This window comes from Roseibium album, assembly GCF_001404515.1.
Taxonomy (GTDB): Bacteria; Pseudomonadota; Alphaproteobacteria; order Rhizobiales; family Stappiaceae; genus Roseibium; species Roseibium album.
Window position 1 is genome coordinate 712,526 of record NZ_CXWE01000001.1, and the last position, 21,705, is coordinate 734,230.

Genomic DNA, 21,705 nt, shown 5'->3' on the forward strand with positions numbered 1-21,705 from the left:
AGCTATAAACGAAAGTATCGTTTTTGCCGTCAGGATTGTAACTTTATTTCGCGCTCGTATGCAGATTTATTTAACAAATGTGCAAATTCGGGGAAATATTTTTCTTTTCTGTCGGACAAAGTGCAAAAACATCGCCTTTTTGCGACCACGTGTGGAATATGCCGTTGGGGGACGGTTGATTGCGCGCAAAGAGCGTGGAATCTTGTCCGTTATCGTTTCCATATCTTCAACAATAACCCAAGAGGGGAGAGCGATATGATCAAGTCCATGCGTGTAACAGCGCTTGCGGCTGCATTGATGGCAGCCACATCTTTGACCGCATTTGCCGAGGTGGTCTATCATCGTGGTAACACGGCCGATCCGGAAACTCTGGACCAGCACAAGACGTCCACGACCTACGAAGCTCATATTCTTCGTGACCTGTACGAAGGTCTTGTTGCTTACAGTGCAGCCGGCAAGGTCATTCCCGGCGTTGCCAAGGACTGGAATGTCGCTGAAGACGGCATGGTCTATACTTTCAACCTGCGTGATGACGCCAAGTGGTCCAACGGTGATCCGGTTGTCGCAGGCGACTTCGTCTACTCCCTCCGCCGTATCATGAAGCCGGAAACCGGCGCGAAATACGCAAACATCCTTTACCCGATCAAGAATGCGGAGAAGGTGAACAAGGGCGAACTGGCGCCGGAAGAAATCGGTGTGAAGGCACTGGACGATCACACGCTGGAAATCACGCTTGAATCGCCGACCCCGTATTTCATCGAGCAGCTGACGCACCAGACTGGTCTGCCGGTTCATCCTGCGACGGTTGATGCACACGACACCGACTTCGTGAAACCGGAAAACATCGTCACCAACGGTGCGTTTACGCTCGCCGAATTCATTCCGAACGCGCACGTCAAGGCCGTCAAGAATCCGAATTTTCACGATGCGGACAACGTAAAGATCGACACCGTCTTCTACTACCCGACAGAAGACCGGGGCGCTGCATTGCGTCGTTTCCAGGCTGGCGAACTTCATACCAACAACGATGCTCCAACCGAGCAAGTTGCCTTCATGAAGGAAAATCTGGGCGACCAGTTCCGCGTCGCTCCGTATCTGGGCACATACTACTATGCCTTGAATCACGAAGACGAAACGCTGAGCAGCCCTGAAGTTCGCCAGGCGCTTTCCATGGCGATCGACCGCGAGTTCCTGGCCGATGAAATCTGGGGCTCCACCATGGTTGCGGGCTATTCGTTCGTGCCGCCGGGTATCGGCAACTATGGAGAACCGGCTTTCGCCGACTACATGGACATGTCCCAGATCGATCGCGAAGAAAAGGCGATGGACCTTCTGGAAAAGGCCGGTTATGGCCCTGACAATCCGGTGAAGCTGACCATCAACTACAATACCTCTGAAAACCACAAGAACACGGCGGTCGCCATCGCCGACATGTGGAAGCCGCTTGGTGTTGAAGTAGCCATGGTCAACACGGACACGAAGACCCATTACGCGATGCTTCGTGACCGTCAGGACTTCGACGTCGCCCGGGCAGGCTGGATCGGAGACTATTCCGACCCGCAGAACTTCCTGTTCATGGTTGAAAGCGACAACACGGGTTTCAACTACGCTCGCTACGAGAACCCGGAATACGACGCCCTGATGGATGAAGCCGCGGCAACGGTCGACCTGGAAAAGCGGTCCGAAATCCTGAAGCAGGCGGAAGAGTTGTTCATGCGCGATCTGCCGTTCATCCCGCTGATGTACTACGGTTCGATGAACATGGTTTCCGACAAGGTCGCCGGCTTTGAGGACAATCTCCTCAACGTTCACCCGACCCGCTTCATGAGCATTTCCGAATAAACCGAAAAACAGGACCGGCAGGGATTTCCCTGCCGGTTTTTGCAAGGTGGCATGAAAAAGACCACCAGCAGAACAACAGGGGCAGATCCTATGCACCGTTACGTGCTCGGTCGATTGCTCAGCGCAATCCCGACTCTCTTTCTGATCGTTACAATATCGTTCTTCCTGATCCGGATTGCGCCGGGTGGTCCGTTTGACCTGGAAAGGCCGCTCGAGGCCAAGGTGATGGAGAATCTGAACAAGATCTACCATCTCGACGAACCGCTCTGGAACCAGTACCTGCTTTACCTGAAAAGCATTGTTCAGCTGGACTTCGGGCCGAGTTTCTATTTTCGCGACTTTTCGATCAACGAGTTGTTTGCCCAAAGTCTGCCCATTTCCATTCAACTCGGGTTGTCTGCTCTTTGTCTTGCGCTTGTGGTCGGTGGCACGCTGGGTGTCGTTGCAGCCCTCAGGCAGAACCAGGCAACAGACTACTCCGTGATGGCGGCGGCGACCCTCGGCGTGACCATTCCGAATTTTGTCGTCGCGCCGATCCTGACCCTGATCCTCGGTGTCTGGCTGGGTTGGCTCCCCGTGGGAGGCTGGAACGGCGGTGCCTTTGTCAATGTCATACTGCCGGTCGTGACACTGGCTCTGCCACAGGTCGCTGTCGTGGCGCGGCTGACACGCGGTTCCATGATCGAGGCGCTCCGGTCCAACCACGTCCGCACAGCACGTGCCTATGGTCTGACCAGTTACATGGTCATCGTCGTGCATGCCTTGCGCGGCGCCATATTGCCGGTCGTCTCCTATCTCGGGCCGGCGGCCGCGGCGCTTTTGACCGGCTCCGTCGTCATCGAGACAATATTCGGCATTCCCGGCATTGGCCGGTACTTCGTACAAGGCGCGCTTAATCGTGACTACACACTGGTCATGGGAACTGTCGTGGTCGTTGCCTGCTTCGTCATCATGTTCAACCTCGTCGTGGATCTGCTTTATGCGCTGCTCGATCCGCGCGTGAGCTACGATTGAGGAAGGACAGGATCATGACGATAACCGTTACAGACAATGACGCACCTGCAAAAGGTCGATCGCTGTGGGATGATGCGCGTGATCGATTGCTGGCCAATCGGGCGGCCGTCGCCAGCATGATCGTACTGGTGGCGATTGCTCTGGTGTCCGTTTTGGGACCGGCACTGTCACCGCATGAATTCGACACGGTTTACCGTGACTACGTCAAGGTTCCCGCGAGCCTGGAAGCCTATCCGAGACCGGAACAGGTCGAGCCCGGATTCATGTCCGTCGCCAAGAGGGCTCGCATGACAGTGGAGGGGTACGAACGGGACGGGGACACCGTGGTTGCCAACGTGATGTCGAAACGGGAAATCGATCCGCGTTCGACACGGTATTTCGATCGCAGTGATCTCTTCAAGGATGCCCAGCTGACAGACATGTCCGTGGACAAGAAATCCGCAACCATCCGCGCCGGCATCAACTACATGCACTTTTACTTCGGGACGGACGCCAATGGCCGGGATATGATGACCCGGACCTTCATCGCCGGACGTATCTCCCTGACGATCGGCCTGCTTGCGACGGTGGTTGCCATTTCGATCGGCGTCATCTACGGCGCCACCTCCGGGTATCTCGGCGGGCGCGTGGACCAGATGATGATGCGCGTGGTCGATATCCTCTATTCACTCCCGTTCATCTTCTTCGTCATCATGCTTGTCGTGTTCTTTGGCCGGAACTTCATTTTGATGTTCATTGCGGTCGGGGCGGTCGAATGGCTGGATATGGCCCGCATCGTGCGTGGCCAGACCCTGACAATAAAACGTCAGGAATACGTGCAGGCGGCAGAAGCCATGGGTGTGGGCGACGGCGGCATCCTGAAGCGTCACATCATTCCGAACACCCTCGGACCTGTCGTGGTCTACATGACATTGCTCGTACCGAAAGTCATTCTGCTTGAAAGTTTCCTGTCGTTCCTGGGACTTGGCATCCAGGAGCCGATGACGAGCTGGGGTGTTCTTATTTCTGAGGGCGCCCGGAACCTGCAAGGGGCAGCCTGGATGCTCATCTTCCCGTCAATCTTCCTGACATCGACCCTGTTTGCGCTGAATTTTATCGGCGACGGCCTGCGCGATGCGCTGGATCCCAAGGACCGGTAAGGAGAGCACCATGACCCAGGAAAACAGCAGAACGGTTCTTTCCATCCGCGACTTGAAGGTCGATTTTGAAACCGGCACGGGCACAATTAATGCCGTTCGTGGCGTCGACATCCACGTGGAAGCCGGTGAAACGGTCGCCATCGTGGGAGAAAGCGGGTCCGGCAAGAGCCAGACCATGATGGCGGCCATGGGCCTTCTTGCCTCCAACGGGCGAACGGAAGGCGAAGTCATCTACAAAGGCCGCAACATTCTCGGATTGTCGACCAGGCAGTTGAACGATATACGCGGTGCCAAGATCACCATGATCTTTCAGGAGCCGATGACATCGCTTGATCCGCTTTATACCATCGGCCGCCAACTGGCTGAACCGATGGTGGTTCATGGCGGCCTGTCCTGGAAAGAGGCCAAGGCAAAGGCACTTGAACTTCTGAAGTTGGTGAACATTCCGGAGCCGGAACGCAAGATCAAGGCATATCCCTACGAGATGTCCGGCGGTCAACGCCAGCGCGTGATGATCGCCATGGCGCTTGCAAACGATCCGGACGTGCTGATCGCCGATGAACCGACGACCGCGCTGGATGTGACGACCCAGGCGCAGATCCTTGATCTTCTGCGTGATCTGCAAAAACGCCTTGGTATGGCGGTGATGTTCATCACCCATGACCTTGGCATCGTGCGCCGGATCTCCGATCGCGTCTATGTGATGAAAACCGGTGAGGTCGTTGAAAGCGGTGAAACCGCCAAGATCTTCGCGCAGCCGGAGCACCCCTACACCAAGATGCTGCTGGATGCCGAACCGACAGGTCACAAGCCTCCGGTACCCGACAGCGCTCCAGTTCTGTTGGAAGCCCAGAAAGTCGAGGTCGAGTTCGAACTGGATTCCGGTTTTCTGCAACCCAAGCACATCTTGCGCGCGGTCGACGACATCAGCTTTTCACTGCGCAAGGGCCAGACGCTCGGCATTGTGGGTGAAAGCGGATCAGGCAAGTCAACGCTTGGCCGCGCGATCCTGAACCTGTTGCCCGCGGGGGGGCGCGTTGTCTTTCACGGACAACAGATTTCCGGGTTGGACAAGGTTGCGATGCGAGCGCTTCGCAAGGACATGCAACTTATCTTTCAGGACCCGTTTGGCTCGCTCAGTCCGCGCTTGACGGTCGGTCAGATCATTTCCGAAGGCCTGCTCGTGCATGAGCCATCGCTGACCGCCAAAGACCGGGATGCACGTGCCTGCCAGGCGTTGGAGGAGGTGTCTCTCGATCCTGTCATGCGCAACCGGTATCCGCACGAGTTCTCCGGTGGGCAGCGTCAGCGCATAGCCATTGCCCGCACGATGGTTCTGAAGCCTGAATTCGTCGTTCTGGACGAGCCGACGTCGGCTCTGGACCGCACGATTCAGAAACAGGTTGTCGAGCTTCTGCGTGACTTGCAGAAAACTCATGAACTGACCTATCTGTTCATCTCCCATGACCTCGCGGTCGTGCGCGCGCTGTCAGACACGGTGATGGTCATGCAGCGTGGCAAAGTGGTCGAAGCCGGTACGGCAGACGCGATATTTGAAGCGCCTAAATGCGACTACACCAAAGAACTTATCGGTGCCGCGATGCTGACCCAGCAGCAAATGATGGAAACTGCCTGATTTGGCTCAGTATGATATGTGACTTTCAGAGCCCTTCCAGAACGACCTGGTCGGGCTCTCTTTCACACAGCGCCCGCAAGGCGACGGGATCCCGGCCGTAATACTGTTTGGCAAGAAGCGTTGCGCTGGAAAACACGTGATCCTTCAGCGCTTTGACCGCTGCTTTGTCGTTTCTTGCTTCGAGCGCATCAAGCAACAGGTCGTGTTGCACAATATCCGGGTGGGTCCATGCTTCGTCCGGCCTCGGATTCGGCAGCATGATGCGCTGAAGCATCATCAACGTTCTGACCAGCATGGAGTCCAGTGCGGGCATTCCAGCGAGTTTGAAGATCTGCAGGTGAAAATCGCGATCGATTTCCGAGCAGGTGAAGACATCCCGCTGGCTTCGGGCTTCCACGAATTGCCGATCGAGGTCACGAAGTTCAGCGAGCTTGCACGGAGTAATTTTCTTTACCGCTTCCATGATGCCGGTGGTTTCAAGATTGACGCGCAACCGGAGCAATAACAGGGCTTCGGAAACGGAAGGGTCCGTGACGAAGGTTCCCTGATACCCTTTGCGGACAACGAGGCCGCCTTCCTGCAGCAACATCAGGGCTTCCCGGATCGTGCTTTGAGAACACGCATAGTCCTTTGCGAGGGATTGTTCGGTCATGGGGCTGTCCTGCCGAAGCTGGCCAGTCAGAATACGGCCTTTCAAGTCCTGAAAAACCGACTCCGATTTTCGGGTGCGTTTGTCCCCTGAAACCTCTTTTGCTTGCGGCGTCTTGTCCGCAGCAATCTGTATGTTCACGTCGTCGCCCCCGCCACTGATCAAAGATCGGTATCGCCGCAAGGAGCTGCAATGGATGCCGGAAATTTCAGGCAACCCTGCATGCTCCTTGTCATCCGATTTTCCGCCAGCAACGGAATACCGGTCAATGGGGCGCACCGACCAATAGCAGCCATCTGCCGGTCTTTTGTGACCTTTCCACGTTTCTGGTGAAAACCGGGTTGGTCAAAATTGCCTGAAAGTGGGATTCTCACAATGCCGGAATTGACATTTGAACGGCTGCAAAAAGTGCTGATGTGTACATCTTCGACCTTGGTCACAATGATTGCAATCGCGAATTCGAAAGCTTTAGTAACAAATTCGCGAGCAGAAAAAGGTCCGAAGCCACGGGCAGTCGGTTTGGGTCGGGATCAGGTGCCCTCAGGCGGACGACTTTTCCAGCATGGACAACCAGTTTTCAAAAGCCAGTTTTCTGAGTGTTTCAGAACTGAAACCCCGCTCTCGCAGCACATCGAAGAGCCGTGGCAGACCGGTTACATCACTCAGATCTGCAGGCGGAATGCACCCGTCGTAGTCGGAGCCCAGGCCGACATGGTCCTCGCCGAGCCGATCCACGAGATAGGCAGTGTGATCGGCAACGACTTCAAGGGATGTGTCTTTCTGAAATTTGCCGTCAGGTCTCAGGAAGGCCACATGGAAATTTACCCCGACCAGGCCTCCGCTTTCCTTGATGGCGTCGAGTTGCTTGTCGGTCAGGTTTCGACTGCTGGCACAGATGGAATGCACATTGGAATGACTTGCGACGATCGGCCGGTCGGTAATGCCTGCAAGGTCCCAGAATCCCTTTTCGTTGAGATGTGAGACATCCAGCAAAACGCCAAGTTTGTTGCAGGCCCTGACAAGTTCACGCCCGGCTTCTGGCAGGCCAGGACCGATATCAGGTGATGCCGGATAGGACATCGGAACGCCGTAACCGAAGGCATTTTCACGACTCCAGACAAGGCCGATGGAACGAAGTCCCCGCTCGTAGAGCTCTTCCAGGGCGTGGAACTCCGTGTCGATGGCTTCGGCGCCTTCGATGTGAAGACTGATGGCAAGCTTGCCGGTTTCGATCGCTTCCCGGTTTTCCTTTGGAGATTTGCAGATGACTACTGAACCGTTCGAGGCGGCTTCAATCTGTTCGGCGCGCTCCAACAGGCGCTTGGTGAAGTCGAGCGCCTGTTTTTGCGGTACTGCTTGAAAATTGGACGGGTCCTTCGGATTGAACGACTTGGAAAAGTCCTGGTCCGGATTCGATGGAACAAACATGGCGAAGAGGCCGCCGGAAAAGCCGGCTTGCCTTGCGCGAACAAAATCGATGTGCCCCTGGTCAGACCGTTCAAAAAAGTCGCGTTCCTCGCCCTTGATCGCGTTGATCTCAAGCTTGAGCAGCGTGTCGTTGTGACCGTCGAAAATCGGATAGTGAGAAGCTGAAGCGTCGTGTTGCACGAAATGTCCTTGAAGATACCGGAGGATCACAAATGGGGGGGCGACGTGCATACTCTAGTCGTTCGCGCAAATAATGTAAGGCGCTTTTGCGAAAGTGACTTGCAACTGTTGAAAAGCTGGCCCAAGAAGAGTGCCAGATTTTTCGGAGGTCACAATGACGCGCGAATTGCCGCTGCACGAAAACTCAATTTTGGGAAAAGATGGCCTGGTTTCACGCCGGACATTTCTGACCGGAGGCCTGTTGCTCACCGGTGCCGCGTTGGCAGGATGCCAGACGGCCGTCGGGCTGCCGGATCAGGCCGAGCTGCCGGACGAGAACTTCGACTATGCGACCGCCTACGCGGCTTTGCCGGATGGCGAGTACACCTGGCCGGCGATCAATTACAAGAATTTCGATGAGAGTTATCTGCGGCAGATCGTGGAGTACAAGACCCGGGAAAGACCAGGCACGATCATTGTCGATCCGTACAACAACTATCTTTACTGGACCCTTGGCAACAAGAAAGCGCTTCGCTACGGCATCGGTGTCGGTCGCGCCGGATTTGACTGGTCCGGTGAAGCGTTGATCCGCGTGAAGCGCGAACATCCGATTTGGCGCCCTCCACGCGAGATGATCGCGCGGAAGCCCTCACTCGAGCGATACTGGGAAAAGGGTTATCCGCCCGGCCTGAAAAATCCGCTCGGTGCGCGTGCCATGGATCTTTGGCAGGGGCCGGTCGATACGCTTTTTCGTATTCACGGCACCAACAAGCCTTCCTCCATCGGCAAGAGCGTTTCTTCCGGCTGCATTCGCATGTGGCAGCAAGACGTGATCGACCTGTTCAACCGTGTTCCGCTGCGAACGAAGGTGGTCGTGCTGAGCAAGGACCCCAACGCCGAGGCGTAACGTCGAGTGGTGCCAGAGCCTAGGTTAGGGCAACGTCGTGCAGGACTGCACTGAAGTGGCAGACTGCCGCGGCGAGGACGAACGCGTGCCAGATGGCGTTTTGGAAGGGCAGCTTCTTCCAGGCATAGAATGCAGTCCCGATCGTGTAGAGCAATCCGCCGGCCAGGATCATGTAGAAGCCGAATGTCGACGCTCTTTCGATCAGCGGATTGGCGGCAAAGACAACGACCCAGCCAAGGCCCAGATAGATCGGAACCGTCAATCGCTCGGTACGGGACAGGTGAACCAGCTTCAGCAGGGCTCCGGACAGGGCACCCGTCCAAACGATCGCAAGCAGGATGCCGCCGGTCCAACCTCCTATGATGACAGCAGCAAGAGGCGTATAGGTACCTGCAATCATCAGGAAGATCGCCGCATGATCAAGTCGCCGCAAAATGCCGGATTTGTGATCCTTGGCGAGCAAGTTGTAGAGCGCTGAACAGATCAGCATGGTCATCAGGCAGGCCGCATAGATCATCACGGTGATCTGCCGGGTCGCGTCGCCGGTATTCCAGAGCGTTACCGCGAGCACGACCGTTGCGGTCAGACCGAGGCAGATGCCAATCGTGTGGATAGCACCATCAGCGATCAGTTCTGCGAGTGATTGAGCCCTGAATTCCGTCATTTCACCTTCCACGCCTCATGATGTCGAATCATATTCCAGTGCAATTGAGCTGTAGGCACATGCCAGGGCGATCATGACGCCCATGGTGACGAATATCGACGTGAAACCCGCTCCCATGGCCAGGAGGACGCTTCCCAGAGTGACACCGAGTGTGCCGCCGACAAGACGGGCGCTGATGATGAGGCCGCTGACTTCGCCCTGTTTGTCTCTCGGCACGGAGTTTGCGGTTATGCGTCCTGTCGGGATCATTGCGAACGGCAGGAAAATCCCCCACATGAGCAGAACTGGCGCCAGCGCCCAATAAGTGTTCAGCAGCATGACCAGGCCAATCAGTATGTTGGCTACCGCCAGGAGGGCCATGGAAAACAGAACCGGTTTTCGGGAGCCGTATTTGTCCGAGAATTTTCCGGCCGGGGCAGCCAGAATGGGCATCGGCAAGACGGCGATGACTGTGCCGATTCCAGCCCAGAGAGCTGAATAGGACAGATCCAGCTGCAGGTAGTGCGGCACATAGATCGCAACGACAATCTTGCTCATTTGGGTGAGCAGAATGATCATCGCGCTCGCGTGAAACGGGGGCAGTTTGAACAGGCGTACATCGATCAGCGGCTTGGCCTTTCTGGTCTCATAGACCAGGAACACCGCGATGCCGATGACACCTCCGAACACGGTTCCAAGGATCACCGGTGACAACCAGCCGAAATCGGGCCCTTCCATCAGGCCGAAAATAAATGCGGTGAGCCCAATGAGCATCAGCACAAGTCCGATGGGATCGATGACGGGGCGTGGCCGCGAGTGTTCCGGATTGCGCCACAAGATGCAGGCAAGAACACTCCCCGCGACGACAACAGGAATGTTGATCCAGAAGACCCACCGCCAGGAAAGAAAATCCGTCAGAACACCGCCGACCAATGGACCGGCTGCGAGAAAAATGGTCGCCATGGCGGCCAGTATGCCGATCGCCCTGCCGCGTTCGTTTTCGTCGAAAGTCAAAGTTGCGGCGGCGAGTGACATGGGAAACATGATCGCCGCGCAAAGTCCTTGAACGACACGCATTGCGATCAGTATTGCGATGCTGTCTGCCAATCCCGCGACAAGACTGGCGATGGCAAAAACAATACTGCAGGCAATGAGGGCAGGTCGAAATCCGAACAGGTCGATTGCCTTGCCGCCAACGGCAGCAAAGCATGTGAAGGCAAGCATGTACGCGTTGAGTATCCAGTGTGTCGTTGTCGCGGACAGGTGGAAATGTTCGCGAATGGCGGGCAATGACACGCCGAGCACCGTTTCGTCGAGCATGACGAGACCGCCGAGACAACCAACCGCAAGAACAAGACCCCGCTTACGCTCTTTGTCGGAAAGTGACATTATCCGCTGCTTCCTTGTCGATAAACACTTTGGGCGTTGCTTGCCCTGTGCCGGTCAATTTCCACCTTAAGTCAGCCGGCAGACGGTAGCATAGCTGTTTCTTGAGAATGCAATCAAAGGCTTGGCCGATCTGCCGCAAAGGCCAGCGTTGACAAGGCACGGTCAGACTGCGCACTCCAGGACAACAGGGCCGCTGCCAGGCGGGCCGCCGGACCGTCGTTCGGGTCCGATGCGCGTCTGACGCACCACCAGTCGAGATACATGCCGTCGTCCGCGATTGGCCGCGCAACCAGTGTGCCATCCGCCAGTTCGGGTTCGATCGCCCATTGGCTGAAAAGCGCAACGCCGAAACTTGCTCGCACAAGATCGATGACGGCCTCCGGTGTCGGCATCGACGTCAGGCGGCGGAAAGGTTCGACCGGAGCGCCGAGAAGGGTGGTCCAGTCGAAACCGGGTTCGGCCGTCAGCGGATATACGAAAAATCGCTCGTCACCCATGTTCAGACTGTTGACGACGGGTTCGCCTGCCAGTGGGTGATTTGCCGACATGACGGCGACGATCGGGTCGGATCCAAGTTTTGTGGCCTTGAATTGGGCAAGGGCAGGTTCCCTGCCGAACACCAGCGAAACATCCACGGAACCGTCGATCAGCGAGGCGAGCGGCCGGGACGTCGCGTTGCCCGAAAGATCTACTGTCAGGTTGGTGTCTTCGGCTTCCAGATATTCCAGAAAGGCCGGGAACCAGTGGTAACGGCTGTAAGTCGCCTGACCGAGCCGGACCAGCAGACGTTGTTCCTGCGCGGAAGCCTCCAGTTCCTGCTCCAGCCTGAACAACTCGGCGAGAAAATTTTCCCCCAGCCGCCTGAGGCGTTCGCCTTCGGGTGTCAGCTGAAAGCCGGTTTCACCCCGTTGGACGAGAGAAATCCCGATCCGTCGCTCGGCTTCGCGAAGCCGGTGGGAGGCGGCGGACTGGGTTATGCCCAGGCGGGATGCGGAAATGGTCATGCTTCCGGTTTCATTCAGGGCGGAGAGGAGCGTCAGGTGATGAATGGCGAGTTTCGGTATCATTTCTCCATGAAATCATTTCATGATCAAAATGAAAACTAAGAATTTTATTTATGGAGAGAGGCGATGTATCGAAAGGGCATGTCAGTCTTCTCTTTACCCCGCTTCCAACTCAGTCCTGCAGTCGCAACACTCACAATCGTGGTGACGGCTATCTGCTTCGGTCTGGTACCGGTCTTTGTCCGGGAGTTTCAGGGGCTGGGAACCGGTCCGGCCACGATTGCGCTGTACCGCTACGGGATCTCGGTGGTTGTGCTGCTGCCGTTTCTTCCGCGCGAGCGGCATAAATGGGGAAAGGCCTTGCTTCTTGCCGGCGCGGGAGGTGTCGTCGGCCTCAGTCTGATCGGCTATCTGGAGGCGATCAGCATGGCGCCACTCGCAGCAGCCGGCGTCGTTTACATGTCCTACCCCGCCTTCGCAGCACTGTTTGCATGGGTACTTCTGCGCCAGGCGCTCACCTGGAGAACCTTCGCCGCGATCGCTCTGGTGCTTGGGGCGGCCTCGCTCCTGCTGGACCCGTCCACGTTGTCGCCTCAGATCCTTGCGGCTTTGCTATGGGCAATCCCCGCGCCGATCGCCTTCGGTTTTCTGATCGTCGTCCTGAGCGGAATGTCCGGTGATCTCAATCCTCTTGAGCGCGCAGTGAGCACCCTGGTAGGTGCCATTGCCGGCCTGTTGCCGCTGGCGCTCTATGAAGGTGGCGGATCCATATTGCCGTCATCATTCGATGAGTTGTGGCTGATTGTGTTGATGGGGCTGGTCACGGCGCTCGTTCCGCAGATCATGTACACGATCGCATGCCAAAAAATCGGTCCGATGCGAACCGCAGCAGCCGGCAGTTTCGAGCTGCCCACCATGTTCCTGGTTGGCTGGCTTGTTTTTGGTGAGACATTCGGATTGCTCGAACTCGTGTGTGCGTTGCTCGTTCTGTCCGCGATACTGGTTGCGCCTGCACCGGGTGCCAGCCCGGTACGGGAACCGAGGGTCGTCCAGGCAGGATAAATATCTTTATAAAAAGTATCTTGATATAAAGATAAAAAGTGATTATCTCCGGCTCACCCGGGCGGCTAGAAGCCCGCATGAGCCTAGGAGAACTTGCCAATGACTGGTCGCAATCCCGATCATCCCGTCGAAAACCTCTTTGTCGATCGTTGGTCAACGCGCGCTTTTGACGGATCCGAAATGCCGGAAGCCGATCTGAAAACCATCCTCGAAGCGGCGCGCTGGTCGCCGTCGGCCTTCAATATTCAGCCCTGGCGGTTCGTTTACGCACGCCGAGGGGATGACCATTGGGAAACCCTGGTCAATCTGCTGAACCCCTTCAACCTGGATTGGGCCCAGCATGCCTCAGCGCTGGTTTATCTGTTTTCTGACACGGAAGTTGACGGCAAGAACGACGAGCCGAACCGGGCGAGCGGCACCCATTCCTTCGATGCGGGATCGGCTTGGGCCCATGTCGCTCTACAGGCAACCGCGCTCGGGTATCACACACATGGGATGGCCGGCATCTTGATAGAGGATATTCACCAGCGGCTGGGTGTCCCGGACCGGTTCAAGCCGGAAATCGCCATTGCAATCGGCAGGCGGGGCGATGCGTCTCAACTGTCGGAAAGTCTGCAGGAGCGCGAAACGCCGAGCGCTCGCAAACCACTGAGCGAAATCGCCTTTGCGGGAACCTGGGGCTGACGAAACGGTTCTCTCGTGCATTGAGCGAAGGTGGCGAATAATTGCATCGCCACCCCGCTACATCACGCACTTGAGCCGGATTGAACTTTGTCCAGTTCCGACGACGGCTTCCCAAATACCTTCTCTCGAAAACTTTGAACCGCCACATAAAGAACCGGGATCATCAGGAGACCAATCGTGCTGTCCAGGATCATTCCGGCGAAAACCGGCAGGCCAATGGAAATCCGGCTCGCCGACCCGGCACCTGTCGCAAATACCAGCGGCAAGACCCCGATGATGAAACACAGGCCGGTCATCGTCACCGGGCGGAACCGCGTGTGTGCCGCGCTGATCGCCGCGTCCGTTATGCTCATGCCTTCATCACGGCAATTGCGGGAAAACTCGACAAGCATGATGGCCTTCTTGGCCGCCAATCCGATCAGAAGCACCATGCCTATCTGGGCATAGATGTTGTTGTTCAGAACGTCGATCAGGTAGAGCGGGATCATGGCGCCGCAAACCGCAAAGACTGCCGACAGCATCACGGAAATCGGCAACAGCCAGCTCTCGTACTGCGCAACAAGACAGAGATAGGCAAACAGGAAGGCCAGCAGGAAAATATAGATGACATAGGAGCCGGCCTCGATTTCCTGTAGCGACATGCCCGTCCATTCAATGGAATACCCCTTTGGCAGAACGTCCTGGGCGACTTTCTCGAAAGCGGTGATCCCGTCGCCGGTGCTGAAACCCGTGTTGGTGAGGCCTTGAACCGCTGCCGAGCGGACCATGTCGTAGCGGGTTACGCTCTGGGGACCGACAACCGGGGTAAGATTGACCAGCGTACTGAGCGGGATCATGTCGCCGGATGAGCCTCGGACATATATGTTGCCTACATCTTCAAGCGTCTGCCGATACTCCGCCTCGGAAGCGAGGATGACCCAGAATATCTTGCTGTCGAGAATGAAATTGTTGACGTAGTAGGACCCGAGATTGGCCTGAAGAGCGGTGAATATGTCGCTGACATCGACGCCGAGGGCCTCTGCCTTGTCCCGGTTCAGATCAACCTCGTATTGAGGATTGCTGGCGGAAAGGGAACTGAAAACCTGCAGGAAGATCGGGTTGTCGTTCGCCGCCGAGAGGACCGCGTTCGTTACCGCTCCCAGATCAACCACGCTGGCACCGGCATCATCCTGGATCTGGGCTGCTATGCCACCGGAAATTCCAAGTCCGTCGATCGGGGGCAGGGGAAAGACAAAGGCGATCGCCTCCTCGAATGTTGCAAGTTTCTCGTTGAGCGTCCCAAGGATGTTGTACCACTGGGTGGCCTTCGTTTTCCGTTCATCCCAGGGAGCCAGGATCGGGATCAGCGTGACATAGTTGGAGCCTTCACCCGCAATGATGCTGAAGCCGGTAACGGAAATGACATCGGTCACGCCCTCGACCTCCCGCATCACTGATGTCATTTCTTTTGCCAGCGCGTCCGATCGCTGCAGAGATGCGCCATCCGGAAGCTGGACATTGGCAAAGAGGACGCCCTTGTCCTCAAGCGGTATGAAGCCGGTTGCTGTTTCGCGGAACATGAAGACAGTCGCTGCAACAGCGGCGACAAGTATGAGAAGTGACAGTGCGACGTGGCGGATCATGATCCGGACAAGCCACACGTAGCCGTCGCGAACCTTGTCGACGAACCTGGCGAAGAACCGTAGAAGCCGGGGCGGCTTGGCATCCGAGCGGCGCAAAAGGATTGAACACAACACGGGTGACAGTGTCAGCGCATTGACCGCGGACAGGCAGAAAGCGACGGTGATCGTCAGGGCGAATTGCAGATAGATCCGTCCGGTAATCCCCGGAAAGAAACAAACCGGCACGAAAACCGCAAGCAGTACGAATGTGGTCGCGATGATGGGACTCGTCACCTGGCTCATGGCCTTGAGGGTGGCTTCACGAGGTGCGAGACCTTCCTCGCTCATGATACGCTCGGTGTTTTCGATGATGACAATGGCATCGTCGACAACGAGCGTGATGGCAAGGACAACACCGAACAGCGTGATCAGGTTTGCGGAAAACCCGATCAGGTAGAGAACCGCCAGCGTTCCAAGCAACGATACGGGAATGGCAACGGCCGGGATGATGACCGCACGCCAGTTCATCAGGAACATGAACACAACGAACACGACAAGTGCCGTTGTGATGGCAAGGGTCGTCAGAATTTCCTCGATCGAGGCACGGACCGCCTTGGTAATATCGTAAAGAAGCTCGTATTCGACGCCGGACGGAAAGTCCGCCTTCATCCTGTCAAGCTCTTCGGCGACGAGGGCTGCCACGTCGAGCGCATTGGCGCCGGGGCTCTGGTAAACGGCGATAGACGTTGCCGGTTTGTTGTTGAGCGCAGAATAGGCCGAATAGGAACTGGAGCCGAGCTCTATCCTTGCCACGTCTCTCAGCCGCACGAGTTGCCCTGAAGTGTCGCCTGATACCACGATGTTGCCGAATTGCTCAGTCGTTTCCAGAAGGCCCTGCGATTTCAGCGTAAACTGCAGGTCGGTCGGGCCCGCAAAGGGCGCTCCACCGATCTGACCGGCTGTTGCACGGGCGTTCTGGGCCTGTATTGCGTTCGAAAGGTCGGATGCCGTCAGGTTGAGGGCCGCCATCTGGTCTGGGTTCATCCAGACCCGCATGCTGTAGTCCAGCGGACCGAATTGCGACACGCTGCCAACGCCGGGCAGGCGGGACAGGCGGTCCTGCATGTGAATGGTCGCGTAGTTGCTCAGGTAGATGGCGTCCCGGCTTTCGTCCGGTGAAACCAGATTGATGACCTGGAGCATGTTTGCGGATTGTTTTTGCGTGGAAACGCCAAGTGTCTTGACGGACTGCGGCAGGGTCGGTTCGGCGAGCGCCACCCGGTTCTGCACATTTACCGCCGCAATATCCGGATCCGTGCCGACTTCAAACGTGATGGTCAGTTGATACGAACCGGAGTTGGAACTGGTCGAGGACATGTAGAGCATGTCGTCGACGCCGTTCACCTGCTCTTCGATCGGGACCGCGACCGATTTTTCGATGAGTTCGGAATCGGCACCGGGATACTGCGCAGCCACCACGATCTGCGGCGGAGTGACGTCCGGATATTCTGCAATCGGTATGAAGATGATGGCGATCACCCCGACAAGGGACGCTATCAGCGACAGCACGAGCGCGAAATTCGGTCGGTCGATAAAAAACTTGGACAGCATGGCCTCAGGTCTCTTCTAGCTTTTTGCTTCAACCGGGTCGACCGTCATGTCGGGGCGAATCCGTTGAAGACCCTGAACAACGACCTGCTCTCCATCCTTGAGGCCCGATGTGACTTCCCAGAGCGTGCCCGATTGCCGGCCGAGCACGATGTCCCGCCGTTCGACCTTGTTGTCCGCACCGACCACGAAAACGAAATGGCTCTTCGCGTCGAGCTGGATTGCGGATTGCGGAATTGCCGGCATCGGCGTCTGCGTGTCGTCCTTGACGGAGACATTGACGAATTGACCGGGGATCAGGAGGTTTTTCGGGTTGTCGAATGTTGCGCGCAGTTCGACGGAGTCGCTGCCTTCCTCGACGGAGGTTCCCACGTAGGAGATCTTTCCCTCGGAGGGATATTTCGTTCCGTCGGCAAGGGTAAGACCGACTTGAAACGTTGCACCGTCGTCACCGATAAGGCCAGCTTCCCGGTCCTTTATCAGATCCTTTTCACCCATGTAGAAGCTGACATAGATCGGATTGACGCTGGTAACGGTCGCGAGCGCGCCGGTGTTCGAATCGACAAGATTGCCGACATTGAGATTGGTCTTGCTGATGCGGCCGTCGATCGGACTGGTGATGTTCGTATATCCCAGGTTGATCGTGGCCGTTTCCAGGTTGGCCCGTGCCTCGTCCACATTGGACTGGTCCAGATCCGCCGTCGCCTTCGCACTGTCATAGACAGCCTGTGAGACGTCTCCCTTGGCAAGCAATTGCCGCTGGCGTTCCAGCTCGATCTGCGCGTTTTTGAGCGTTGCCTTCGCTCCCTCGAGCGTGGCTTTGGATTGGTCGACGCTTGCCTGGTAAAGATCCTTTTCGATCACGTAAAGCAGGTCGCCCTGCTTGACCGAACCGCCTTCGGTGAACTTGCGTTCTGTCAGATAGCCCTCAACCCTGGCGACGATGTCGACGCTGTTCGTTGCCTCGACGCGGCCGACATAACGCGAACTGTTTGCCGGTGTGATCATCTGGACTTTGGCTACGCTGACTTTTTGAGGGGATGATCCGCTTTCCTGAGCACTCGCACCGATCCCGCTGACAAGACCGACAGTCAGGCCCAACAATACCTTGGCAGCTTTCATGACCCCTCCAGCCGAAACATGTCCAATTCAAATCGATTTTCATCATAACCGGAATGCGCGGCGAAGCGATTGAAAACAGGGCAATTTACAATTTATTTTGGCCGTCTTCGCAATCTTCGGACGTAACGGCTTCCAGTTTTCCAGGTGGAAATTCCAACAGAAAGTCCATGTGTCGCGGGGTGTGTCAATCGGCGCGATGAGGACGTTGATGTGATGGTGTATTGTCCCGGAAAGCACACCAGATGGGGTCTTGATACGAGCGTTCGAGACAGACTGCCGAGTGACAGCATTCTCAACACCTATTATGCACCACGTGATTTCATGGACGTCTATTCCGTGTCACTGGCAGAAAGGCCGGATCTTCAAGCTGCGGACATGCGTGTCCTTGCTGATCACATCCTGATGGCCGAGATCGGCTGGATGAACGCGCTGCTCTCGCTGCGTGATACCGTTGTCAAGCCGTTCGGGTTAAAAACAACCGAAGATCTCGGTCTGGAACAGAAAGACACGCCACTTGAAGACAGAAAGCCAGGTGACCGGATAGGTTTTTTCAGGATCTTCCGTGTCGAAGACAACGAGATCCTTCTCGGCGAGGATGATTGGCACCAGGACTTCAGGCTGTCGATATTCCGCCGAACTGACCGGTCACCCAGGATCTTTGCATCCACCTGTTGCAAGCGACACAACATTTTCGGCCACGTCTATCTCGCTCTGATTCTGCCATTTCACAAGAAGATCGCTTCAACCGTACTGGATACCGCAGTTAAGCAGAGGCTCACGACGGCAACTGCGTCTTAGGCCTTCAACGGCACAGATGTCCCGTCTTGCGCCAGACCCTTGTGCCCTGGTTGGTCATGATGGTCTGGCTGCTGTCCGGGGGAAGGCGGAGCCAGGCGCCCTGGTCATATCTTCCGTTCTGATCTTCGAAACTGCCTTCCACAACGAAATATTCGACCCCGCCGGGAAACGTCTGTTGGGAGAAACTGGAGCCGCGTTCCCAGTCGAGCATGACAACTTCCTCGTCCGGACGGATATGCAGCGGCAGAATGGATTCGCCCGGCCGTCCCACTTGCCAACCGGCCGGATCAAGCGTGTTGACGCGCACATAGACATCATCGTCTGCCTGCATCTGGCGCAGCTTTACAAGGATCACCGCACCCGGTTCGCTGGAAGGCACATGGCTTGAGCCTGGAGGGTTTCGAACATACATGCCTTTGGGAAAATCGCCGCTTTCGTCTGAAAAGACGCCGTCCAGAACATAAAACTCTTCGCCCATGTCATGTGTGTGTGCGGAAAAAGCTGATCCGGGTGCGTAGCGCACGAGACTGGTCGCACGCGCGACTTCTTCACCATCGCGTTCAAGCATACGTCGTTCGACACCAGCCATCGGCGAGGGCACCCAGTCCAGGGCCGCACTGTCGACAACGGCGCGTACGCTCAGATCGGCGTGGATTTTCATCTGGTCTCTCCCTCAAGGCAGTGCCTTAGAATTAGATGGAGCTACAAATACGCTTTTGAAGAGGAGAGGAGAAATCAATTCGTTGGGGATTGGCGGGCCGGAATTTCCGGTATGCGAAAACCCGTTGCGTGGAATTCTTGGAAAACGACGGATTCCTGTCCGGTGGTCTTTGCAATGGCCGAGGAATCGTGCTGAGTCGCGTACTTGATAGGCGGCACAAGCGGAGTAATCGAAGCGTCGAAATACGCTGAACGAGTTCGTATGACAGTTGAGATCGATATCGGAGAAATGACGGGTGGTTCGCGCGCCGGGCTCGATCTGGAAGAGTTGCTTGCAACGCGTCTGCTGGTGCAAGGCAATTCCGGCTCGGGCAAATCGCATCTGTTAAGGCGTCTCCTGGAACAGTCGGCGAACTGGGTGCAGCAGGCGATCATCGATCCGGAAGGAGACTTTGTGTCTCTGGCGGAGAAATTCGGTCACGTCGTTGTCGATGCCGTTGGTACGGAAAAGGACCTGCAGATGATTGCAGGAAGGGTCCGTCAGCACCGCGTTTCCGTTGTCCTCAATCTGGAAGGCCTCGACGCAGACCGCCAGATGAAGGCGGCTGCAACTTTCCTGGACGGGCTTTTCGACGCTGATCGCGATCTCTGGTATCCGATGGTTGTCGTTGTCGACGAGGCCCAGCTTTTCGCACCGGCTGCTGCCGGTGAAGTCACGGAAGAAGCCCGAAGACGCTCATTGGGAGCGATGACAAACCTGATGTGCCGCGGCCGTAAACGCGGACTGGCGGGTATCATTGCAACCCAGCGTCTGGCAAAGCTTGCCAAGAACGTTGCCGCGGAAGCCTCGAATTTTCTGATGGGACGCACATTTCTCGATATCGACATGGCGCGTGCCGCGGATCTGCTTGGTATGGAACGCCGGCAAGCTGAAAGTTTCCGCAATTTGGACCGGGGCAATTTCATCGCACTTGGTCCTGCCTTGTCACGACGGCCCGTGCCCATCAAGATTGGCCCCGTTGAGACCATGGGGCGCGGCGGGAGCCCGAAACTGATGCCTTTGCCGGATCAGCCGAAGGAAGAGGCGAAGGATCTGATCTTCACGCCCTCAGCAGATGAGCATCGGCCCATCAGACAGCGTTTTGTGGAGCCGGTCGTTTCGACAGGCGAAGTGCTTGATCGGCTTTCCAGCGCCGAACTGGCCGGCGAAGATGCGTTACCTCAGGCCGAGAACCTGCTGGACTTCGGTGAGCGCGAGGAGAAAGTCGCCGAGATCATTGCAGGTATTCTGGAAGACGAAGACGCGGCGTTCCAGCCGATTGCAACGCTCTATCAGGATTTCCAGGTTCGGTGCCGGATTGCCAAACTGGCAGGCGGCGCGCCGGATTTGCAGAACTTTCGGGAAAAACTGTCGGTTGCGCGGGCAGGGGTTGAAAAGGGTGAGATGGATGAAGGTGCCTGGGCGCAGGCGGAACTGATCGCGGCGGAATTGCCCGACGACATGCGAGGCGTTTATCTGCTGCTTGCAAAAGCCGCGCTGGCAAAAACGCCATGTCCGGGCAATATCGAGATTGCAACAGCTTATGGAACGAGGTCGCCAGGAAGGGCAAGATGGCTGTTGAGCCACATGGAAGAGCGCGGTTTCCTCGTCTGCGCAACGGACCTGCGCGGCAATCGCATTGTCACCTTGACAGATCTTGGCTGGCAGACAGCGCCAGGCGACGAGGCGGCGGCATAAGGGCGGCCCGGTTCAACTGTCTTGCACGCAATTGTCACCTTGACTTGGTTGTATCGTCACATGTCTTCACCTGTTGAAGCGCACGCCAAATCGATAACAAGGACCTGATATGCTGAAGCTGCTTCTTCTATTGGTTTCCCATGGCGCCGTTCTGGCCATCGGTTTCGCGCTCGGCGTCTATTTTCTGCCGATCCTGACAGAACCAAATGGGCCGGACGCGACCGCGCTGGCTGCAGCGGCGGAAGGTGCAAGATATGAGGTTCCCCTGTCTCGGGACCTCAAGGGTAGCGACCTGCTCCATTGGGGCGAAGGCACGATCAGTCTTTCCGATCGCCGGATTGTCCACAAAGGCGAACTCTCGCCTGGCCCGGACTACAAACTCTATCTCGTCAAGGAGTTCGTCGATGATGAGGCCGGCTTTATTGCCATGAAGGAGTCTGCTGTCCGGCTCGGAGATATCAAGACTTTCGACGGCTTCATCGTTGAAGTTCCCGGGGACGTGAGCATCGACGATTACAATACGGTGCTGGTGTGGTGCGAGGCCTTCGGTGAGTTCATCACCGCCGGAAAGTACAGGTAAACCCGAACGACACTTCCGGGGAGATCGGGATCTTCCGAGACC

The 21,705-nt window shown here is 56.6% G+C and carries 19 protein-coding genes; 10 read left to right on the top strand and 9 right to left on the bottom strand.

Going from position 1 to position 21,705, the window contains the following annotated elements:
• Positions 1–255 precede the first annotated feature (255 nt).
• The 4 genes from LA5095_RS03265 (at position 256) to LA5095_RS03280 (ending at position 5,631) form a co-directional block, all read left to right on the top strand.
• On the top strand, positions 256–1,842 hold the full coding sequence (locus LA5095_RS03265; RefSeq protein WP_055111873.1) for a peptide ABC transporter substrate-binding protein: 1,587 nt from the start codon (positions 256–258) through the stop codon (positions 1,840–1,842).
• A 90-nt stretch (positions 1,843–1,932) separates the two neighbouring features.
• Positions 1,933–2,856, top strand: coding sequence for an oligopeptide ABC transporter permease OppB (gene oppB / locus LA5095_RS03270; RefSeq protein WP_029063583.1), 924 nt, complete (start codon positions 1,933–1,935; stop codon positions 2,854–2,856).
• 14 nt (positions 2,857–2,870) lie between these two features.
• Entirely contained in the window at positions 2,871–3,995 is a 1,125-nt protein-coding gene (locus tag LA5095_RS03275) for an ABC transporter permease subunit (RefSeq protein WP_055111875.1), read from the top strand.
• A 10-nt stretch (positions 3,996–4,005) separates the two neighbouring features.
• On the top strand, positions 4,006–5,631 hold the full coding sequence (locus tag LA5095_RS03280) for an ABC transporter ATP-binding protein (protein WP_055112728.1): 1,626 nt from the start codon (positions 4,006–4,008) through the stop codon (positions 5,629–5,631).
• Between the two features lie 25 nt (positions 5,632–5,656).
• Here LA5095_RS03280 and LA5095_RS03285 read toward each other — a convergent pair whose 3' ends face one another.
• The 3 genes from LA5095_RS03285 to LA5095_RS03295 all read right to left on the bottom strand — a co-directional run bounded on the left by LA5095_RS03285 (position 5,657) and on the right by LA5095_RS03295 (position 7,888).
• Complete coding sequence (locus LA5095_RS03285; protein ID WP_082442746.1) at positions 5,657–6,559, bottom strand: GntR family transcriptional regulator; 903 nt, start codon at positions 6,557–6,559, stop codon at positions 5,657–5,659.
• Positions 6,442–6,720 carry a hypothetical protein gene (locus tag LA5095_RS32635; RefSeq protein ID WP_055111879.1) on the bottom strand — a complete coding sequence of 93 codons (279 nt, stop codon included), beginning with the start codon at positions 6,718–6,720 and terminating at the stop codon, positions 6,442–6,444. Before LA5095_RS32635 ends, LA5095_RS03285 begins: the two co-directional genes overlap by 118 nt.
• 100 nt (positions 6,721–6,820) lie before the next feature.
• Positions 6,821–7,888, bottom strand: a complete 1,068-nt coding sequence (locus tag LA5095_RS03295) for a dipeptidase (RefSeq protein WP_235808841.1) — start codon at positions 7,886–7,888, stop codon at positions 6,821–6,823.
• A 154-nt stretch (positions 7,889–8,042) separates the two neighbouring features.
• On the opposite strand from LA5095_RS03295, the gene LA5095_RS03300 reads away from it, so the two are divergent.
• Complete coding sequence (locus LA5095_RS03300; RefSeq protein ID WP_055111883.1) at positions 8,043–8,774, top strand: L,D-transpeptidase; 732 nt, start codon at positions 8,043–8,045, stop codon at positions 8,772–8,774.
• A gap of 19 nt (positions 8,775–8,793) precedes the next feature.
• Here LA5095_RS03300 and trhA read toward each other — a convergent pair whose 3' ends face one another.
• From trhA to LA5095_RS03315, 3 genes are all read right to left on the bottom strand, one after another.
• A complete protein-coding gene (gene trhA / locus LA5095_RS03305) occupies positions 8,794–9,438 on the bottom strand; it encodes a PAQR family membrane homeostasis protein TrhA (RefSeq protein ID WP_055112730.1) in 645 nt (214 codons plus the stop codon).
• Between the two features lie 15 nt (positions 9,439–9,453).
• Positions 9,454–10,806: a DHA2 family efflux MFS transporter permease subunit gene (locus tag LA5095_RS03310; protein ID WP_055111885.1), complete on the bottom strand. Its 1,353-nt coding sequence runs from the start codon at positions 10,804–10,806 to the stop codon at positions 9,454–9,456.
• Positions 10,807–10,919: 113 nt separating this feature from the next.
• Entirely contained in the window at positions 10,920–11,873 is a 954-nt protein-coding gene (locus tag LA5095_RS03315) for a LysR family transcriptional regulator (RefSeq protein ID WP_055111887.1), read from the bottom strand.
• A gap of 63 nt (positions 11,874–11,936) precedes the next feature.
• Here LA5095_RS03315 and LA5095_RS03320 point away from each other — a divergent pair, with 63 nt between their 5' ends.
• On the top strand, positions 11,937–12,872 hold the full coding sequence (locus LA5095_RS03320) for a DMT family transporter (RefSeq protein WP_055111889.1): 936 nt from the start codon (positions 11,937–11,939) through the stop codon (positions 12,870–12,872).
• Between the two features lie 99 nt (positions 12,873–12,971).
• The gene (locus LA5095_RS03325; protein ID WP_055111891.1) at positions 12,972–13,556 is read left to right on the top strand and encodes a nitroreductase family protein; all 585 of its coding nucleotides are present in this window, start codon (positions 12,972–12,974) and stop codon (positions 13,554–13,556) included.
• Positions 13,557–13,618: 62 nt separating this feature from the next.
• On the opposite strand, the gene LA5095_RS03330 is transcribed toward LA5095_RS03325, so the two are convergent.
• On the bottom strand, positions 13,619–16,768 hold the full coding sequence (locus tag LA5095_RS03330; RefSeq protein WP_055111893.1) for an efflux RND transporter permease subunit: 3,150 nt from the start codon (positions 16,766–16,768) through the stop codon (positions 13,619–13,621).
• Positions 16,769–16,783: 15 nt separating this feature from the next.
• Positions 16,784–17,887 carry an efflux RND transporter periplasmic adaptor subunit gene (locus LA5095_RS03335; RefSeq protein WP_055111895.1) on the bottom strand — a complete coding sequence of 368 codons (1,104 nt, stop codon included), beginning with the start codon at positions 17,885–17,887 and terminating at the stop codon, positions 16,784–16,786.
• Between the two features lie 213 nt (positions 17,888–18,100).
• Between LA5095_RS03335 and LA5095_RS03340 the strand changes: the two genes are divergently transcribed.
• Positions 18,101–18,685: a DUF2867 domain-containing protein gene (locus LA5095_RS03340; protein ID WP_055112732.1), complete on the top strand. Its 585-nt coding sequence runs from the start codon at positions 18,101–18,103 to the stop codon at positions 18,683–18,685.
• Between the two features lie 4 nt (positions 18,686–18,689).
• Here LA5095_RS03340 and LA5095_RS03345 read toward each other — a convergent pair whose 3' ends face one another.
• A complete protein-coding gene (locus LA5095_RS03345; protein WP_055111897.1) occupies positions 18,690–19,346 on the bottom strand; it encodes a cupin domain-containing protein in 657 nt (218 codons plus the stop codon).
• 261 nt (positions 19,347–19,607) lie between these two features.
• Between LA5095_RS03345 and LA5095_RS03350 the strand changes: the two genes are divergently transcribed.
• Together LA5095_RS03350 and LA5095_RS03355 are read left to right on the top strand one after the other, a co-directional pair.
• Positions 19,608–21,083 carry a helicase HerA domain-containing protein gene (locus LA5095_RS03350; protein WP_055111899.1) on the top strand — a complete coding sequence of 492 codons (1,476 nt, stop codon included), beginning with the start codon at positions 19,608–19,610 and terminating at the stop codon, positions 21,081–21,083.
• A gap of 109 nt (positions 21,084–21,192) precedes the next feature.
• On the top strand, positions 21,193–21,663 hold the full coding sequence (locus LA5095_RS03355) for a DM13 domain-containing protein (protein WP_055111901.1): 471 nt from the start codon (positions 21,193–21,195) through the stop codon (positions 21,661–21,663).
• Positions 21,664–21,705 lie beyond the last annotated feature (42 nt).

Excerpts from the sequence above, each read along its gene's own strand:
- LA5095_RS03265 (WP_055111873.1), top strand. The coding sequence starts at position 256 with ATGATCAAGTCCATGCGTGTAACAGCGCTTGCGGCTGCATTGATGGCA.
- oppB (WP_029063583.1), top strand. The coding sequence starts at position 1,933 with ATGCACCGTTACGTGCTCGGTCGATTGCTCAGCGCAATCCCGACTCTC.
- LA5095_RS03275 (WP_055111875.1), top strand. The coding sequence starts at position 2,871 with ATGACGATAACCGTTACAGACAATGACGCACCTGCAAAAGGTCGATCG.
- LA5095_RS03280 (WP_055112728.1), top strand. The coding sequence starts at position 4,006 with ATGACCCAGGAAAACAGCAGAACGGTTCTTTCCATCCGCGACTTGAAG.
- LA5095_RS03300 (WP_055111883.1), top strand. The coding sequence starts at position 8,043 with ATGACGCGCGAATTGCCGCTGCACGAAAACTCAATTTTGGGAAAAGAT.
- trhA (WP_055112730.1), bottom strand. The coding sequence starts at position 9,438 with ATGACGGAATTCAGGGCTCAATCACTCGCAGAACTGATCGCTGATGGT.
- LA5095_RS03310 (WP_055111885.1), bottom strand. The coding sequence starts at position 10,806 with ATGTCACTTTCCGACAAAGAGCGTAAGCGGGGTCTTGTTCTTGCGGTT.
- LA5095_RS03315 (WP_055111887.1), bottom strand. The coding sequence starts at position 11,873 with ATGATACCGAAACTCGCCATTCATCACCTGACGCTCCTCTCCGCCCTG.
- LA5095_RS03320 (WP_055111889.1), top strand. The coding sequence starts at position 11,937 with ATGTATCGAAAGGGCATGTCAGTCTTCTCTTTACCCCGCTTCCAACTC.
- LA5095_RS03325 (WP_055111891.1), top strand. The coding sequence starts at position 12,972 with ATGACTGGTCGCAATCCCGATCATCCCGTCGAAAACCTCTTTGTCGAT.
- LA5095_RS03330 (WP_055111893.1), bottom strand. The coding sequence starts at position 16,768 with ATGCTGTCCAAGTTTTTTATCGACCGACCGAATTTCGCGCTCGTGCTG.
- LA5095_RS03335 (WP_055111895.1), bottom strand. The coding sequence starts at position 17,887 with ATGAAAGCTGCCAAGGTATTGTTGGGCCTGACTGTCGGTCTTGTCAGC.
- LA5095_RS03340 (WP_055112732.1), top strand. The coding sequence starts at position 18,101 with ATGGTGTATTGTCCCGGAAAGCACACCAGATGGGGTCTTGATACGAGC.
- LA5095_RS03345 (WP_055111897.1), bottom strand. The coding sequence starts at position 19,346 with ATGAAAATCCACGCCGATCTGAGCGTACGCGCCGTTGTCGACAGTGCG.
- LA5095_RS03350 (WP_055111899.1), top strand. The coding sequence starts at position 19,608 with ATGACAGTTGAGATCGATATCGGAGAAATGACGGGTGGTTCGCGCGCC.
- LA5095_RS03355 (WP_055111901.1), top strand. The coding sequence starts at position 21,193 with ATGCTGAAGCTGCTTCTTCTATTGGTTTCCCATGGCGCCGTTCTGGCC.